This is a genomic window from Sinobaca sp. SA16-1 (assembly GCF_059510515.1).
The window spans coordinates 89,878-107,757 of sequence record NZ_JCAKFL010000005.1 but is presented as its reverse complement, the minus strand read 5'-3'; the positions used below and the strand labels follow the sequence as shown (position 1 = coordinate 107,757).

The 17,880-nt window shown below is 44.2% G+C and carries 14 protein-coding genes; 2 read left to right on the top strand and 12 right to left on the bottom strand.

Annotated elements, in window-relative coordinates:
- Position 1 precedes the first annotated feature (1 nt).
- Positions 2-1,810, bottom strand: a complete 1,809-nt coding sequence (locus AC5W2J_RS14585; RefSeq protein ID WP_496060190.1) for a family 43 glycosylhydrolase — start codon at positions 1,808-1,810, stop codon at positions 2-4.
- A gap of 208 nt (positions 1,811-2,018) precedes the next feature.
- Here AC5W2J_RS14585 and AC5W2J_RS14580 point away from each other — a divergent pair, with 208 nt between their 5' ends.
- Positions 2,019-3,203, top strand: coding sequence for a helix-turn-helix domain-containing protein (locus AC5W2J_RS14580; protein ID WP_496060189.1), 1,185 nt, complete (start codon positions 2,019-2,021; stop codon positions 3,201-3,203).
- 81 nt (positions 3,204-3,284) lie between these two features.
- Here AC5W2J_RS14580 and AC5W2J_RS14575 read toward each other — a convergent pair whose 3' ends face one another.
- The 8 genes from AC5W2J_RS14575 to AC5W2J_RS14540 all read right to left on the bottom strand — a co-directional run bounded on the left by AC5W2J_RS14575 (position 3,285) and on the right by AC5W2J_RS14540 (position 14,268).
- Positions 3,285-4,064 carry an SDR family NAD(P)-dependent oxidoreductase gene (locus AC5W2J_RS14575; protein WP_496060188.1) on the bottom strand — a complete coding sequence of 260 codons (780 nt, stop codon included), beginning with the start codon at positions 4,062-4,064 and terminating at the stop codon, positions 3,285-3,287.
- 44 nt (positions 4,065-4,108) lie between these two features.
- The gene (locus AC5W2J_RS14570; protein ID WP_496060187.1) at positions 4,109-5,083 is read right to left on the bottom strand and encodes an SDR family NAD(P)-dependent oxidoreductase; all 975 of its coding nucleotides are present in this window, start codon (positions 5,081-5,083) and stop codon (positions 4,109-4,111) included.
- Between the two features lie 65 nt (positions 5,084-5,148).
- Entirely contained in the window at positions 5,149-6,108 is a 960-nt protein-coding gene (locus AC5W2J_RS14565; protein WP_496060186.1) for an SDR family NAD(P)-dependent oxidoreductase, read from the bottom strand.
- 18 nt (positions 6,109-6,126) lie between these two features.
- Positions 6,127-8,592: a glycoside hydrolase family 2 TIM barrel-domain containing protein gene (locus tag AC5W2J_RS14560; protein WP_496060185.1), complete on the bottom strand. Its 2,466-nt coding sequence runs from the start codon at positions 8,590-8,592 to the stop codon at positions 6,127-6,129.
- Between the two features lie 94 nt (positions 8,593-8,686).
- Positions 8,687-10,081 carry an MFS transporter gene (locus tag AC5W2J_RS14555; protein ID WP_496060184.1) on the bottom strand — a complete coding sequence of 465 codons (1,395 nt, stop codon included), beginning with the start codon at positions 10,079-10,081 and terminating at the stop codon, positions 8,687-8,689.
- A gap of 430 nt (positions 10,082-10,511) precedes the next feature.
- Positions 10,512-11,924, bottom strand: a complete 1,413-nt coding sequence (araA, locus tag AC5W2J_RS14550; RefSeq protein WP_496060183.1) for an L-arabinose isomerase — start codon at positions 11,922-11,924, stop codon at positions 10,512-10,514.
- A 30-nt stretch (positions 11,925-11,954) separates the two neighbouring features.
- On the bottom strand, positions 11,955-12,650 hold the full coding sequence (locus tag AC5W2J_RS14545; protein ID WP_496060182.1) for an L-ribulose-5-phosphate 4-epimerase: 696 nt from the start codon (positions 12,648-12,650) through the stop codon (positions 11,955-11,957).
- A 1-nt stretch (position 12,651) separates the two neighbouring features.
- Complete coding sequence (locus tag AC5W2J_RS14540) at positions 12,652-14,268, bottom strand: xylulokinase (protein ID WP_496060181.1); 1,617 nt, start codon at positions 14,266-14,268, stop codon at positions 12,652-12,654.
- Between the two features lie 288 nt (positions 14,269-14,556).
- Between AC5W2J_RS14540 and AC5W2J_RS14535 the strand changes: the two genes are divergently transcribed.
- Positions 14,557-15,642 carry a GntR family transcriptional regulator gene (locus AC5W2J_RS14535; RefSeq protein ID WP_496060180.1) on the top strand — a complete coding sequence of 362 codons (1,086 nt, stop codon included), beginning with the start codon at positions 14,557-14,559 and terminating at the stop codon, positions 15,640-15,642.
- Between the two features lie 93 nt (positions 15,643-15,735).
- Here AC5W2J_RS14535 and AC5W2J_RS14530 read toward each other — a convergent pair whose 3' ends face one another.
- The 3 genes from AC5W2J_RS14530 to AC5W2J_RS14520 all read right to left on the bottom strand — a co-directional run bounded on the left by AC5W2J_RS14530 (position 15,736) and on the right by AC5W2J_RS14520 (position 17,877).
- Entirely contained in the window at positions 15,736-16,182 is a 447-nt protein-coding gene (locus AC5W2J_RS14530; RefSeq protein ID WP_496060179.1) for a hypothetical protein, read from the bottom strand.
- Positions 16,183-16,245: 63 nt separating this feature from the next.
- Positions 16,246-16,608, bottom strand: coding sequence for a hypothetical protein (locus tag AC5W2J_RS14525; RefSeq protein WP_496060178.1), 363 nt, complete (start codon positions 16,606-16,608; stop codon positions 16,246-16,248).
- Between the two features lie 471 nt (positions 16,609-17,079).
- Positions 17,080-17,877 (bottom strand): phosphoadenosine phosphosulfate reductase domain-containing protein, encoded by a 798-nt coding sequence (locus tag AC5W2J_RS14520; protein WP_496060177.1) that lies wholly within the window; start codon positions 17,875-17,877, stop codon positions 17,080-17,082.
- Positions 17,878-17,880: the final 3 nt, after the last annotated feature.

The following is a 17,880-nucleotide window of genomic DNA, read 5'->3' as shown; positions in this document are numbered from 1 at the left end:
ATCATTTCAGATTTTTTACGTGATGAACAACTTTGGATACATCGCCTTCGGTTATCCCTTTTTCATTAAACGTATCAACCCTTACATAGACCGGCTGTCCTTTGACCAGGGCTCCTATATTTACTTCATTGCTGCCAAAAACCATATGGCTGTGATACAGCTTATCCGGTGCAAATCCCCAGAGAACATTACACCCTGTGGATGCTGCAGGACTCCATTTCACCAGCAGATCCAGCTCACTTACTAATTCCAGCGTAACTCCGGCTGCTTTCTCAGGACGTTCAACATCCCCGGTGCCAAAAACCCTCAATCCGGAAATACACGCGGTTTGATTGTAAGGAAGCTCCCGGACTGTGCATCGTATAAACCGTGCTTTCACCCCATCTTCTTTTACGATCAGGTCATGGGATAAATCTGTATCCGCCTCCTGCTTATCTTCTATAACGAAATACTCTTTCCCATCCACTGAACCTTCCAGCAGCCATCTTGTGTAGTGCTGTCGTTCATCTATATACCTTTGTGTGTAGGTATCTCCATGCGGCACTGCGCCTTCCGGAAGGCTGAGATCCAGATTATCGTCTGCAAAATTCAATTGAACCGCATGCACGTCACACACATGATTAAGGTCTATTTCAAGCCATTCTCCGCTGGCATTTCCAACCGCCTTCCACCATGTCTGTACATTTTCATCTGCTGCTTTTGAGGGAGCTTTTTCTTCTGCGAATGATGAAGCTGTCACAGGTTTATTATAGGATAGCAGCATCCACTCCGGGTTCTCCCACGGATTCATGGTGGATTCTTCGATTTTCATCGGCCAATCTCCATAACGCTGGTTGCAGAACAGCTCACCGTCTGTGTCAAATCCTGCAGGCCATATACCTAATCGTCTTTCAAATCTATCATTAACCGAGATTCTCATCGTGGAAGTATGCCAGAGGTTTCCCTGCTTATCTTCCATAGTGGAACCATGACCGGCCCCCGGCATAAAGCCGCCCGGTTTATAGGAATATGGATTGTTTTTTGCTAACGAAAACGGGCCAAGCGGACTGTCGGAAATATACACGCCGTCTGCATACACATTAAATTCTGTGCCCGGTGCAGAATACTGCAGATAGTACCTGCCTTGATGCTTGTCCATCCATGCCCCTTCCATATATGGCTTCTCATTGCCGAGATACATTCGTGTCGAATCGATCATTTCCTGGGTTACATCCGGCGTACTGTTAATATAGTTGTTAATGATTTCATCTATTTCTTCCGGGGTTCTGGCAGGCTTATGATTTTCACCATTTCTCTCATAGCCGATTTCTTTTTCGTTTGCAAAAATCAGTTCAAGCGGTTTATTTTTGGGCTGCATATTCGTTGGATCAAGCTCTACCCCGTAAATGGGATCGATACTCGAACATCCCCAATAGAAATATATCCTTCCGTCATCATCCACAAATAGATTAGGATCCCAGAATGGGAAGGTTCCTTCTATTTCTTCAAACCCGCCGTGAATGGGATCTGTTGTTCTGAAAAAAGAGCAGTTGCTGTCTTTTTTTGATGCAGAAAAGTAAATATATTCTCCGATAACACGCACATCCGGCGCATAATCGTAAATAGGCAGCGCCTTTAACGGGTGAAACTCCCAGGATGCTAAATCATTGCTGCTTAGAAATCCCGCAGTCATCGATGGAAAAAGATAATACTTTCCTTTGAACATAATCATCGAAGGATCAGCGGCTTCCCTGTTAACAGTTATCTGTTCATCCCGAATATTAAATTGATATTTGTATTCCATATTTATAGGGTTACATACGTGTTTCATTGATTTCCCTCATTCCAATATTTAGTGTGCTGCTCCTTTAACAAACGGCCGGTCTTTCATTTCAGCAACCGCTTCCATAAAATTCGTCTTTAAAGCTGCCGCTGTAATCTATAGCTTACTATTATTCTAGTAAACGAATACATTTCAGTATTTCATATTTGTGCTTTTCATTATATAATTGCATTATATTTTAAAAGGAGCTTACTCTATGACTGATATTACAAAATTTTGTGAGTATCTGTATAAATCCTCATTTGTTCCGGTTTATTTATATGAAAACAATAAATTGATCAGCTGTTATCCAGCTCAAAAGGAAGAGACCCTTCCTCCTGACCAGTATGTATCACACCTTACGAAAACAGACAAAACGGTAACATACATATCGACCACCTTTTACTCCTATTACGGGTCCATTCAGATAGAAAACAGCAGTTCCTTTATTGTTCTTGGACCTGTCAATGATTTTCCTTATTCCCATGAATCTTTAGTATTAATGAGTAAAGAATTTCCCACAAGTCAATCCAGCATGGAAGCATTCTCTGAATTTTTTCATGGGATACCTACAGAGAATCTGGATACTTTTATTAATACTCTTTTGTTTATAAATTACACGATCAATCATTCCGAACTAACCAGGAAAGATATTGAAGATGACATTAGTATTCCATTTGAAACATCCATTGCTGAAAAATACTCCATTGAATCTTTTCTTTACAAAGAGGAAGGGTTTTTTGACAACAATTTTCAAATAGAGCGCGAGTTTATACGATATATTGAAACAGGAAATATACAAAAATTAAATGAAATTCATACGATCTCCAGAAATACGAAAATAGGCGTTATTGCCAACAATAAACTCCGTCAGTGGAAAAATACGTTCATTGTTACGGTTACTTTATCCTCCCGGGCAGCAATGAGAGGCGGCCTCGCTCCAAGCATTGCCTATCAGCTATCCAATATTTATATTAATCAGGTGGAAAGGCTGACCGAACTCGACGCCATTATGTCTCTTTTGAGCCAGGTTCAATTAGACTACGCCAATAGAGTCGCCAATTCCATCGTTCCGGCAACAGCAGATGTGATTCTCCGGCAGGTGATTCAATATGTTTATGAGAATACAAATCAAAATATTAAAACAGCGGACGTGGCCGATTATGTCGGCTTCACCCGGTCGTATCTGTCGCGTAAATTCAAAAAAGAGATGGGTATGGAACTAAATTATTTCATCAGAAAGTGTAAACTTGAAGAATCCAGGGATCTGCTTGCCTTTTCCGTTAAGACGATAAGCGAAATAAGCAGTGACCTCTGTTTTTCCAGCCAAAGTCACTTTCAGAAGTCTTTTAAAGATATGTATGACGTGACTCCCCAGACCTACAGGAACTCCTTATTATAAAAAACATTCACCAAAAACCGTTTCCCGGATTTGTTCAGGGAAACGGTTTTTGGTTGTGTCAGATGAAGAATACCGCCCATTTTAAGCGTTGATCAGCGTGCCGCCATCTGCATGAATGTTCTGTCCTGTAATCCAGCGGCTGTCATCCGAAGCGAAAAATACGACGATCGGAGCTACATCGTGATAAGGATCACCTGCCCGTTTGAATGGATTGTCAGTAAAAGCATTCTCCGCCCATTCCTTCACGTCAGGTTCGAGGTGATCAAACCCCATCTGGCAGTTGTCTGTCAAACCATTTGGACACAGCGTATTTACGCGGATATTGAACTGTCCCCACTCTCTGGCAACGACGCGGGACAAGCCCCGCACGGCCTCTTTGGAAGCGGCATACGGCGCAAATGAATCCAGCCCTGCCACCGCTGCTTCTGATGCAAAATTAATAATAGAACTTCCAGCGCCGGGCTTATCTTTTAAATACGGATAACAAAGCTTCATTAAATGCCAGTACGCATACACGGAGCTGTGCATTTCTGTATCAAGATCTGCAATCGGCTTTTCCAGGAAAGGCCCGGGATTGGTCACAGTATGAGCATTGTTAATCAGAACATCAATTGTGCTGAAGCGTTCGACCGTCTTGTCGACGAGCGTTACTAAGTCATCATAATTCATAATATCAAGCGCCATCGCAAAAACGTCTGCGCCTCTTTCTTCACACAGCTTCTTTGTTTCCATCAGCCTGCTTTCCGTTCTCGAACAAATAGCCAGCTTCGCCCCTTCTTCCGCCAGTCGAATGGCCTGTTGTTTACCAAGTCCGCTTGAACATCCTGTAATTATAACTACTTTTCCATCTAATTTCCCCATATGAAGTCCTCCAATTATAATAAATACTGCTGGCGGTCTGTCTGTTATTTCAAAGGCAGTTTTGATTCGTTTTCTTTTGCATGTTTGAGCAGTTCCCCGGGCACCCGTTTTTCCAGTTCGTCGATTGTCCAGATACCGTCAGCTTGTTTGATTTCGTTTATAACTTCAGAATCCGACCAGACGCCTATTTCCCCATTGGCAGCAAGCTTGAATAAGTAACCGGAGATACCGGCGGCGCTGTCGGATGCAAGGTAAGCCAAAAATGGCACCATCCCTTCGGGTGTTTCTTTCATTGCCTCAGGAGCTACTGCTTCCACCTGTTCCTTAGAAACGCCCTGAAGCCTGTACGTGGCAACAGCGTTGTACCATGCACGTGTTTTAGCAAGCGGGGTATACGCATTAACCGTGATGCCGTGACCGGCAACATCTTTTGCTGCCGCTTTTGAAAGAGCCACCAGTCCGGCATTGGCAGCACCGTAGGCCGCATAGCCTTCCAGCCCAAGAAATGCGTCTGAAGAAGAGTTTAAAATGCGTCCAAATCCCTGTTCTTTCATGTAGGGAAGGGCGTGGTGCATCAGGTTAAATGCCCCTTTCAGTTTCGAAGCGACGCTGGTATCCCATAACTCTTCGTCCATTTTCATAATATTTCCTACCCAGTTCGACGAGGCGTTATTTACAATAATATCGATACGTCCATAATGATCCACTGCTGTTTGGACCATTTCTTCAGCTGTCTTAAAATCACTAACGTCCCCGTAAAAAGGAACAGCTTCTCCGCCTGATCGATTAATTTCATCGGCTGTTGTCTGCGCATCTCCTTTAAATTTCTGAAGCTCTTCACGCTCTTCATCGTTAAATTGAAGCGACGTTTTTTCAAAAGCATTCAAGGAAGATCCCGGCCTGCGGTTGTTTGTAACCACCTTTGCTCCAAGCTTTGCCATGCAGAGTGCAATATCTCTTCCAATGCCCTGCCCTGATCCTGTAACTACAGCTGTTTTGCCTTCCAATAGTCTGCTCATTTTCTTACCACCTCTTCTTATCAGGTATTAAAATCCGTACACTCTTTTTTGCCTAATCCAAACCATCAATCGCTGAACGCTGCACCGGTTAACGCTTCGCTGAGCTTCCACAGGCGTTCTGCGAGATCAGGATCAACAGCATGTTGAAAGACAGCATCCGGCATATCATCCATAGAAGACGCCGCTTCAGCAATATCGGCATCTGTGCAGTACACGCCGCCTTTGTTATTCAGCTGAGGATCAGTCGCACACCATACACTCGTTGCAGCCCCTTGTTCCTCTGTTTTAAAATCAGTAATGCCTCCACCGCCGGTTTCTTCTTCTGATATATATCGAAACAGCTCTGTCTTAATTCCGCCGGGATGTACAGAGAACGCGCGGATGTTATTCTCATAACCGAACCTATCTAGGGCTACCGTAAACAGTGCATTAGCCGATTTTGATTGAGCATAGGCCAACCCCTTGTTATATTCGCGGTGTTCAAAGTTAGGATCCTCAAAATTAATGCCCCCATACATATGAGCAGCCGAAGAGACGGTAACGACCCGTGCCCCGTCTGCCTGCTTCAAAGCCGGCCACAAACGTGCGGTCAATTGAAAGTGCCCTAAATGGTTGGTCGCAAATTGAGACTCATAGCCCTTTGCATCTCTCATTAACGGCGGTGTCATAATGCCGGCATTATTAATTAAAATATCAAGCGGCCGTTCCGAATCAAGAAAACGGTCTGCAAACGCATCAATAGACCCGGGATCCATTAAATTAAGTTCCTCTATTTCAACCTTTGGAATATTTTCTAAAGCAGCTTTAGCTTTATCCAGGCTTCTGGCAGGGACGATAACCGTCGCCCCTTTGTCTGCCAGAGCGCGTGTTGTCTCTATCCCGATGCCGGAATACCCGCCGGTGACAATAGCCGTTTTACCGGTCAGATCAATGCCTTCCAGCACCTCAGCTGCGGTCGAATCTTTGCTGAATCCGGATGAAATCGGTTTTTGCGGGGTTATTTGATAGCTTTTTTGGGTGGTCACATTACCTCTCCTCATATTTTATTCAACTAAAACTGTTTCTCTTTTATGAACGGTCCATGATTCATTCACCGCTATCTGCACTTCTGCCGGTTCGCAGCCTTCCGCCGTAACGTATACTTTTATTGTCCCGGGATCTACAGCGGCACGAACAATGGCCTGTGCCCGTCCCCGGTATGGCGCATGCGAACCGGTCAAGAAGCTCTCCTCTGTATATGGGTTGGCACTGCCGAAGGCAATCAACTCTCCGGGTCCTTCCACTTCAACTGTTATCGTTCTGTTTTCGAGCACCTTCACGATTCCCTGATCGTCTGTAAAGGCAATATTTATATAGCCCAGATCCTGGCCGTTGGCATACAGCGCACTTCTTTCTGCCTCAACGCGTAACATTAAACTGTCATCAGCCGACTTCAAATAATTAGTCGATAACTCTTTACCTTTTTTGTCTTTGCTGACAGCTGTCAAGGTTCCCGCTTCATAGGAAATGTTTTTAAAGACGGCTTTATATTTATTTGCTTCGCCGGCTTTTTTAGTGCCGATTGATTTTCCATTCAAAAGAAGTTCTACCTGCGGGGCTGCGCTGTATACTTCCACCGTCGCTTTTTTCCCTTCACAATGATCCCAGGCCCAGCTCGCTGCTCCATCCGAATGGCGCCACATCGACTCGATCGGTTTGTCCGGATAATAATGAACCGGCTCCACGGCAATGATTGGGTGGTCCACCAGTCCCCAGACCACTTTATTGTAAGCGGCCTGCGGTGTCTGGTAACCCGTTATATCAATCACACCGCCGCCAAATAACAGCCACGGATATGGCTTTGGGTTGCTGTTTTTCTGCCCTGGATACGTACTGGCTCCTAACCCGGCTTCTCCGAGGTAATCAAACCCGGTCCAGATGAAATCACCTATGAGATAAGGGTATTTCTTCACCATTTCCCAGTTTTTAGCTAAGTCGCCCGGGAATGTTTCACTTCCTACTATTACACGATCCGGATGTTTTTTCCGCTCCATTTTATAGCGTCCACTGCCGTAGTTATAGCCGGCTACATCCACTTTTGCAAAAGCATCTCTTGTCGCTTTGTCCACAAGAGGCAGACGTCCGAAATTATTCATAAATGACCCCATTGCGGTCATCATATTGTTAATAAATTCGCTTCCGCTCGCTTGCTTCTTTTTTTCTTTTTGGGACTTTTTGGGTTTTTTCTCCTTTTTGTCTATCTTGTCTTCGCTGTAAATGCCCATTCCAAGCTTTGCGAAACCATTTAGAAAAAGGTTGATTCCAATCGTGACGGGCCTTGTCGGGTCAAGTTCACGTACCTTGTCCGCCTGCTTTTCAGTAAGCTCAATTCCTCTCTCATCTATTGTTTCGCTGACTTCATTGCCAATTGAATACATAATGACGGATGGATGATTATAGTCTTTTTCCACCATAGCTTTGGTATCCATTTCCCAGTCTTCTTCAAATATAGAAGCGTAATCGTATTTCGTTTTAGGAATATACCACTGATCAAATGTCTCATCGATCACATAGAGCCCGTACCGGTCACAGGCCTGAAGAATGGCTTTGGATAAAGGATTGTGGCCGGCCCGTACAGCATTAAAGCCAGCTTCCTTTAAAATGCTGATCCGCCTTTTTTCCGCATCTTCATACGTAGCTGCGCCCAGGATGCCATTATCATGATGAATGCAGGCACCCCGCAGCTTCACTTCTTCTCCATTAATACGTAAACCATTTCGGGCGCTGACCGAAATGCTGCGAATACCAAATTCTGTTTCATGGCTATCAAGCAGTTCTCCATCTTCCAGTAAAGAAATGCGACAGCGGTATAGATTCGGAGACTCCGCACTCCATTTATTAGCATGCGGAACATGTAATAGCTGCACACCGCTCTCCATCGTGCTTGACGTTACAACCAATTCATTATTATGAAGTATCTCCGTATGCACGCTTATATTCTCATTGTTTGATATATAACGTGTTTCTACAGCAATGTCTTCCGTCTCCGCTGTAACCTTCACTTTGTTTGGGGGAATATACGCCCGGCCTCCGGTAAATAAATGCACAGGGCGGTAGATGCCGCTGCCTGTATACCATCGGCTGTTTGGTTCTTTGGAATTATCCACCTTAACGAGTATTTCATTGTGCTTATCCCGGTCTGTATAAATAAAGTCGGTAATGTCTATATAGAAATTGGTATAGCCATAGCGGTGTCCTCCCGCCTTTTTTCCATTAATAAATACCTCGCTGTTGCAGTAGACACCTTCAAATTCCAACATAAAATGTTCCGCTTTCCATTTTTCCTCAACCTTAAATTTCTTCCGGTAGAGATACTTCCCCCCGGGAAAATAGCCGGTGTTGGCTCCGTTTCCGCACTCGGGATCTCTCGTTTCCGCCAGCATCGCATCATGAGGCAATACGATGGAGGTCCACTCAGCTGCTTCTTCCTTCTTAAACTCCCAGTCAAGATGAAATGCATGTTTTTTCACGATTAAATCCCTTCCCATTAGTCAAATTAATAAAATAATGTACGTATTTGATATTTATTTTGAGATAACAAAAATTCGTTTCGAAATGAATGCCTTATTCCGTCTGGTTATTTCGTTTTTCCAGATCGGCAATAATGGATGGATAGATTTTATACAGATCATAACGGGCTAAGGAGATGATCATAATTACATACAGTATGGCTGGAATGTACGTGTTCATAGCGATAATCATATGATTGGCTAAGTCAGGCTGAGCGGCCTGGCCTTCGGCGTATCCCCCAAAAGCAAGAGACCATGCAACGATAGCCGTTCCTATACCAACTCCGGCTTTTGTTACGAAACTGTTGAATCCATTTACAGTCGCTTCCATCCGGACATTGGACTGCCATTCCCCGTACTCAATCGTATCGTTAATCATTGGCCCTATCAGTGCAATTAAAGGAACCAGCCCTATCGAAACGATCAGCATGCCGGTCAAGCCGATGGAAATACTATACGGATCAATTAACCGGACAAAGTTACCAATGATCCCCATAATGGAACCCGCTATAATGACATGCTTTTTTCCGAATTTCTTAATAATAGGAGGAAGCAGAAACAAAACAAAAATCAAAGGCAGAAAGGTTACTCCGCCTATCACCGCTACGAGGTTAACATCCTCCCAGATGTATATAGCGTAATAAACGCCTGCCGCTGTGTTGATGTTAAATAATGTATTGATAAAAATCCCGGTCAACAGTAATTTAACTAAATATTTGTTTTTAAATAAGATTTTCACTTTCTCTTTGTACGGAATCTTTCTTTCAATCTCTGATCTTTCAACCGATGTTACAACTTCTTTCGACGTTTTAAACGTAATCAATAATGTCACTACTGCGATGCTGCTGATAACGATAATGGCAATCGTCCACGTCTGCTGGCCGCCGCCGAATGCTGCGAGAATTGGAATCAGACCGGCACTCATGATCATTCCGGCAGGAACATTAAATAGAGCACGGGTTATTCCTAATAAGGAACGATCATGGTGATTTCTAGTCGTAAGGGCCATTAGTGAAAAGTACGCCACCGTTAAAATGGTCATACAGATAGAGAAAAATATAATATTGGTTACGAGTATATAAACAGCCTGGCCGGTAGAACCAATATCCGGTACATTAAATAGGGCGATGGCTGCTATCATAGCCGGAAAGACCATCCAGAGTATCCACGGACGTGCTTTTCCGTGCTTTGATTTCGTATTATCAATGACGTTACCCATGAATAAATCCGTAAAGCCATCGGAAAAACGAGCCACCAGAAGCAATGTACCAACTAACCCTGCAGATATACCAACTACGTCGGTATAATAAAACAGCAGGACGGCTGTCAGCGTACCAAGCAGTGTCATACCAAACTGTCCAATACCGTCTCCCAATAACTGCTTGAAAGGCATCTCCCTTTGATTCATCTGTTTTTGAGGCTGCATTTCTTCTTTTTTTATCGCTTCCATTTTTTTCTCCTATTCTAAAATGATAAATTTCATTTTTTTGATATTAAGAAACCCCCGTATGACAGCGGTATCATTTTTTAAATCAACATTCGTATCCGCCTGCAGATTGATCCGTTGTCTTGTATACCCGGCCGCCTGATGGAAATCGTATAGTTTTTTTAACGATATAGATGAAGAGCACGAAAAAGTATTCGGTTAATGAGAGCACAAAATTTTATACTCTTCCTCCTCTCGTTATGTTCGTTAGTTCGATTTGATATAACCTCATTATAGTAAGCGATTACATAACGGTATTCTAACTATGTGTTCTGTATTATATAATTGCGTCTTCTTTGCTAAGTAATACGTGTTATACATCCTATTGCAGAAAAACACGCAAAAAAAAGACGCCGGAGCGTCTTTGGGTTCTTTACGATGGGTGGTGCTGGTATCACTTAATAACAACACATTCCAGATCGACAAGTTTTGCGTAGGTTACTATTTGGTCTGTCGTCAGGTTCAGCGACACGACAGTGTGGTGGCCGCCGCCATTTTCAATCCAGGCTTTAACGCCGTCCTGAAAATTCGGCTTAATCTCCCAGAGCACGCGGGCGGTTGGAAGGTTGGGCGCGGAAACGTCCGGCTCAAATGCAGACACTTCGTTAACTAACAGCTTGTAGTGCGTACCAAGGTCTATCATGGAGACAACTACACCATCGCCTGCTTTTCCATCAAAGACCAGACGCGCCGGATCTTCTCTGCCGCCGATATCCAGTCTGGATACGACAATTTTTGGTTTACCTGCTGCCAGGGTTGGATCCACTTCAAGCATATGCGATTGAAGCACGGACTCCTGTCCAGCAGACAGCTCATATACATAGTCTTCCATAAAGCCGGTTGACTGGTTGTGACTCATCACTTTGAGAAGACGGTCGAGAGCCGCCGTTTTCCAGTCTCCTTCAGCTGCAAACCCATATCCCTGCGCCATCAAGCGCTGTACAGCAAGACCCGGAAGCTGCTTCATGCCATGTAAATCCTCAAAATTTGTCGTAAAAGCGTTGTAGCCCCCGTCCTCCAGGAAACGCCTGATCGCAATCTCATACCCTGCCTGTACCTTGACGCTCGCTTCCCAGTCTTCTTTTTTATATGACCCATACTCGCATATATACAATTCCTGGTATTCTTCCAATAGAGCCGTTATCTCTTCTTCTTTCACCGCTTTCACATACTCCACAAGGTCCCCGATGCCAAAGTAATCCACCGTCCAGCCAAATTGAATCTGCGCTTCTATTTTATCCCCTTCGGTTACGCCGACGTGGCGCATATTGTCCCCGAAACGGGCCACTTTAATGGTAAAGCTTTCATTGTACACTACGGCGACGTCCATCCATTCAGCAATCTGCCGCTGCACGTCCTTTCGTCCCCAGTAGCCGACGACCACTTTATTTTTTTTGTTCAAACGGGCATTGATAAAGCCGTACTCGCGGTCCCCGTGGGCTGACTGGTTTAGATTCATGAAGTCCATATCAATCGTATCCCAGGGAATTTTTTCATTGAACTGGGTGGCCAGATGGAGCAATGGCTTTTGTAATAACGACGTACCGCGGATCCAATTTTTCGCAGGGGAAAAAGTGTGCATCCACGTAATAACACCGGCCACTTTATCCTGATAGTTCACTTCTTTCATTATGTTTGTGATGTTATCTGCGCTCACCGCCAGGTCCTGCAGCACCAGCGGATATGGCAGCACGCCGCTTTCATTTAACGCATCCGTTATTGTCTGGGCATTCGCTTTCACTTTGGCTAACGCCTCTTCTCCGTAAAGATGCTGCGAACCTACGACAAACCAAAATTCCTTCGGCATAGTATTCCTCTTTTCTCTAGTTAAATTAAATTATTTCTGGCCGTAATAGGCATTTTCTCCATGTTTTCGTAAATAATGTTTGTCTAAAATATGCTGCGGCAGCTCTTTGGCAAAATGATTTAATTCCCGTGTGTACAAATTCAGTTTCGCTACTTCGTCCAGCACAAGGCTGTTCAGAACCGCTGCCGCTGCATCTTTCCCCCACGTGAATGGGGCATGGCCGTGAATTAAAATGCCCGGCACGGCCAGAATATCGAGCCCGCGTTCTTCAAACGTTTCGATAATCAGATTTCCGGTTTCCTCTTCGTACCCGCGGTCTACCTCTTCTTTTGTTAACTGGCGGGCACAGGGAACGGAGCCGTAAAACGTGTCGGCATGCGTCGTTCCCATCGCCGGCACATCAAGGCCTGCCTGCGCCCAGATGGTTGCCCAGGTGGAATGCGTGTGTGCAATGCCCCCAATTTCCGGATAATGCCTGTACAGGGCTGCGTGCGTCGCTGTGTCTGAGGAAGGATTCAATTTCCCTTCTACCGTGATGCCATTCAAATCAACGACTACCATATCCTCTGCTTTCAGCGTTGCATACTCCACGCCGCTCGGCTTAATTACAAACAATCCTGTTTCCCGGTCAATGGCACTGGCGTTTCCCCACGTGTGTTTTACCAATCCGTGTTTAGGCAGATCCAGGTTCGCCTGAAATACTTCTTGTTTCAGTTTTTCCAACACATTAACTCCTCCAGTTTCCTGCTACATGATCTACCGCTGCCTGTTCCACCGCTAATCCTTTTTTGTACCTTTCGATATATGTTTCAAATCCTTTCACATCCGTTTCCTCTGGATAAACCTTCTGCTCCTCTACGCTTTCAAACACTTTGTTATCAAGAAAATCTTCCAAGCTTTCCTGTTGGTCTTTGTTTATCATATACGAGGCGAGAACCGCACTTCCCCATGCCCCGCCTTCGCCTGCTGTTTTCATGACGGACACCGGAGCATTCATTACAGCCGCCAGTATTTTCTGGCCGACGAGCGGTGTTTTAAATAAACCGCCGTGAGCCAGTATTTTATCAATGGCGATATTTTCTTCTTCAGCCAGAATATCCATGCCTATTTTCAATACGGCAAAAGCAGTATACAGATGCACTCGCATGACGTTTGCTAGGTTGAAATCACTCTCCGGGGAACGGACCAGCAGCGGCCGTCCTTCCTGAAACCCTGTAATCGTTTCACCCGAGAAATAGCCGTAGCTGACCATTCCCCCGCCCTCCGGTTCGGCCTGCAGTGACTGTTTCAGCATGACCTCAAATACGGTATTCATATCTGCCGTGTGACCCATGGCCTCATAGAATTCTTTAAACAATGTCAGCCAGGCATTGATATCGCTTGAACAGTTATTCGCATGAATCATTCCAACCGGTCTGCCGGCCGGCGTTGTGACCAGGTCAATTTCCGGGAGGACTTTTTGAAGTTCTTTTTCCAGCACGATCATGGCAAATACGGACGTGCCTACAGACACGTTGCCGGTACGCTGCCTCACGCTGTTTGTCGCCACCATCCCGGTCCCTGCGTCCCCTTCCGGCGGGCAGAACGGAATACCCGGCTGCAGCTTTTTCGATGTATCCAGCATCCCGGCTCCGGCTTGTGACAGTGTTCCTGCCTGCTCTCCTGCCGTATAGATGGGCGGAAGAATATTTTTGATGTTCCAGGAGTATTGGTCTGTAAGCTCATCAAACATTTTAATCATTGAATCGTTATAATCCTGCGTCGAGGCATCAATCGGAAACATCCCCGAAGCCTCGCCGATGCCGATTGCTTTCGTCCCGGTCAGCAGCCAGTGAATGTATCCGGATAACGTCGTCATAAAATCAACGTGCTCCAAATGCTCCTCTTTATCCAGAACCGCCTGGTAGAGATGGGCAATACTCCAGCGCTCCGGGATGTTGAATTGAAACGTATCCGTTAGCTGTCCGGCTGCGACACCGGTAGTCGTGTTGCGCCACGTACGAAACGGCGTAAGCAGTTCACCTGCTTGATCAAATGCCATATAGCCGTGCATCATCCCGGAGATCCCGATAGAACCAATTACCTGCACAGATATTCCGTACTCCTTTTCCACCTGCATTGTCATGTCCCTGTAGGCTGCCTGCATGCCGGCCGTGATATCCGCCGGATGGTACGTCCAAAAACCATTTATGAAAAGATTCTCCCATTCGTGACTCCCCGACGCGATCACGTCAAAATCGTTAGTCATTAATACCGCTTTAATACGGGTGGATCCGAATTCTATTCCAAGTGAAGTGTTTCCTTCCGTAATGGCACGTTTAGTATCTAATGAATTTGCAATCACATACCCCTCCTTATTGACAGCGATTTCAAAAAAACATAAAAACTTCAGCGCTTTTAATACGTTCATTGTATTTTTTGTACGTACATATGTCAATATTAATATTATTTATACGAACAAATTAAAAATACAAAAAAGAAATGGATCCGCTGTGGTATCCATTTCGAGTGTGTATTTTAGTCGTGACTTTAGGATAACTTTTCATTTAATCACTGCCGCGATATAATATGTCCATACAAATCGTTTCAGCTGATACTTATACGAACCAACTTTACAGAAAGATGTGAGCCGATGAAACCAAAATACCAGGAGCTGTTTGAAGATATAAAAAGCAACATCCTTACCGGCGACTACGAGGCCGGCGAACGAATCCCTACTGAATCCGTCCTGCAGGACATGTATAAGGTAAGCCGCCATACGGTCCGCAAGGCTATTCTTGAACTGGCGAACGAAGGCTATTTACGAAGTGAAAAAGGCTCCGGCACGTATGTAAGCGACCAGTACCAGGCAAAGGCCCGGGTGACTGCCAACAACAAAATAATCGGCGTGATCACGACGTATATTTCGGATTATATATTCCCTTCCATCATCCGCGGAGTAGAAGGGAAATTAAATGAGGAAAACTATTCCCTGCTTCTCGCGAGTACCAACAACGACGCAGCGCAGGAAAAGAAAGCGCTGGAAATGATGCTGTCCTTTGGCGTAAACGGACTGATCGTGGAGCCGACGAAAAGCAATCTGTACAACCCCAACCTTTCCTACTACTTATCGTTTAAGGCCCAGGGAATTCCGTTCGTTATGATTAATGCACACTACGAGGAATTAGAGGTGCCCTTCTTTTGCCTGGATGACGTGCAGTCGAGCTACCTCGCCACGAAAGAGCTGATTTCCAAAGGCCATACGCAGATCGGGCTCATTTCCAAGACAGATGATCTGCAGGGAAAGTATAGAATGAAAGGATATATCAAAGCGCTCGGGGAATACAGGCTGCAGTTTCAGCCGGAGCATGTGCTCTCATTCAATACAGAAACGAAAGCAGAACTGCATACTCATCTGGAAACGTTTTTGGCTGAAAATAAAGAGGCACTGACCGCGCTCGTCTGTTATAACGATGAAGTGGGATTAGAGGTGGTCACGGTATGCCGAAAGCTTGGCATCTCCATTCCGGATGAGCTTTCCATTATTGGCCAGGACAATTCCTATATTGCGAAAACGGCCAATATTAAGCTGTCAACGTTAACCCACCCCCAGGAACAAATGGGACGAGAGGCAGCCGATTGGATTATTAAAAAACTAAAAAACCACAAAGACCTGCCCAACGAAACCTACTACCAGCCGGTACTTATTCCAGGAGAAACAATCAAACACATGGAATAAGTATGGTACGCTGCAACGGTTTATGAAAGCAGAAAAGATCTCTTATTGACGTGTTTCAATAAGAGATCTTTTTTGGCTTTCAGCATTTATTCCTTACAAAACTTTTCTATAAATCAATCTGAAATCATGCTCCCAGGTCACCCCGTCGTATGCTTTTTCCCAGACGCTTTGAATAACATCCTGGGATGCATTGATCTCGCCCGTAAAGCGCTGGGAGAAATCCAACGGGGAAAAGTCCGAAACCTCTCTCCACAGCTTCCACGTATGATGAGCCAGACTCATCTGATAGAGACGCGTTACGCCCCGCGAATCAAAATAATGCTGCAGGTACGTACCTGTCTTTGGGTCGTAGTCATAAATAATCGTACTGCCCGGGAAATCCGGTTGATCAATACGGATGCGCTGCATCATGTATTGCTCTTTTTCCATCCACTCAAACACGGTCCTCCCGGAAATAGCTCCCAGATGCGGGTGTATGACTTCCAGTTTCCATTCCCCTATGAAAAAAGCCAGCTGCTGTATGGCTGTGTCCCGATTCATTAAGAAAAGTCCCCTTTCATATGAATTTATATGTATCAACATTACGATAAAGGGCCCTCTATTTTAACGTTTGTTTTTATATAATATTCTGATCAAAAAGGTAATAAGCAAAAGTACACCCATAAACGCCGTTGTTTTCCAATCCGGCGATTCCTGTATCAAATTCAAACACAATATGATTAAAAAAAGAGACAGAAAAAGGTACATCAGATTGGTTATGGATTTCCCCACAACTTGTTTCCGCGACTTTTTGCCACTGTCGGCTTCATTGAACTGCGGCGCTAAAAACACTCCAATGAGAAGCCCAGCTACCGTTTGTGCCAGCACAAGATTTTGATCAAATTTGTTTTCTATTATGTAACTCATTATTGTGCTTATGCCAAAGAATGTCGCCATATAAATAAAGGCTAATTTTAACCTTTTCATCGAATCCCCCTTTATTCTTATACAGTTATATCCCCCACCAAACAAATTCGAAAACGACCATCTGTAGTGAAGAAATTTTCGCAAACTGCTATACTCGTTGTATCTTCATACACTGGTGGGAATATCCCGGTGGCAAAGTAGAAGCCGGAGAAAGACCTACAAACAGCAATTGAACGTGAGATTAGCGAAGAACTGCACTGCAACATTAAAGCAGGCGACGTTTTTATTTTCCGATACTATTTATTTCTACTCTTCCCAAAACTAATTAAGAGCCATTTCACACATAAACTATTATCTATCCGCAAGCCTTTCTTAGGCTAGATATGATTAAAACAAATCATTATAATACTAACGCTAAAGCAACTCCCAAAATACAATTTGATTCATAAAAAAAAGGTCCGGCCATCAAAATCCGATGTCCAGAACCCTTTTTTTAATATTTCCGGCTCGTTATGTCTAGCTTCAGAGATTTTAAGAAAACGAACAAACACAAGGAACCGTATTATCTTGCACTTTCAAGAATTTATCAATTCCTTCTCTATCCATTTGCTCACGGTATTCTTTCAGGGTATATGGTTTACTATCTTTTTTTAGAATAGACACGTTCTTTTCAAAATGTTCTCTAAAATTATCTTCCATCTTTTCTTGTTCCTGATAACGATCAGGCCAAATGCTATATAATTGAGCATAGTGTTGGAATCCACCACGTACGCATCGGCCTGCACAATTGGCATGACTGAATCCTAGCGCATACATTCTTGGCAGTTTAATTTTCCATTCGTTTTCAATGATAGATTTTACATCTAGATCTTCCCTAAACGTTTCAATCATGGGAAAACGGGTTTCGATAGGTTCAATTGGATTGTGTTCGTAGAAGTCTTTAAGATTGTCGGCACGATGACTTTCATGCGGTCCAATTCCAAAGTAAAGAATAGGTTCTAAGTTTTCATTATCCCTTAACTCTTCTAAGAAAGTAATGGTTTGATATACCTTTAACTCTTCAGAGCACTTTGCGAGCCTAGAATTTCCTAAGAATTTATGGTCATAGAAAACTTCCTCTGGCGTTCTTCCATCGACTCGTTCTGTAATTTCAATACCAATGCTTTCAGAGATTTCATTCATAAATCTATAATTATCTTCATCTTCCCATAATGTATTTGTGAAGAATAAAATTGAATTCTCTTTTCCATGCGTTTGTACCATATGGTTTGCTACATAGGCACTAGCCGCGCCGCCACTAAACATAGCAACATGTACTTTCTTCCTCATAAC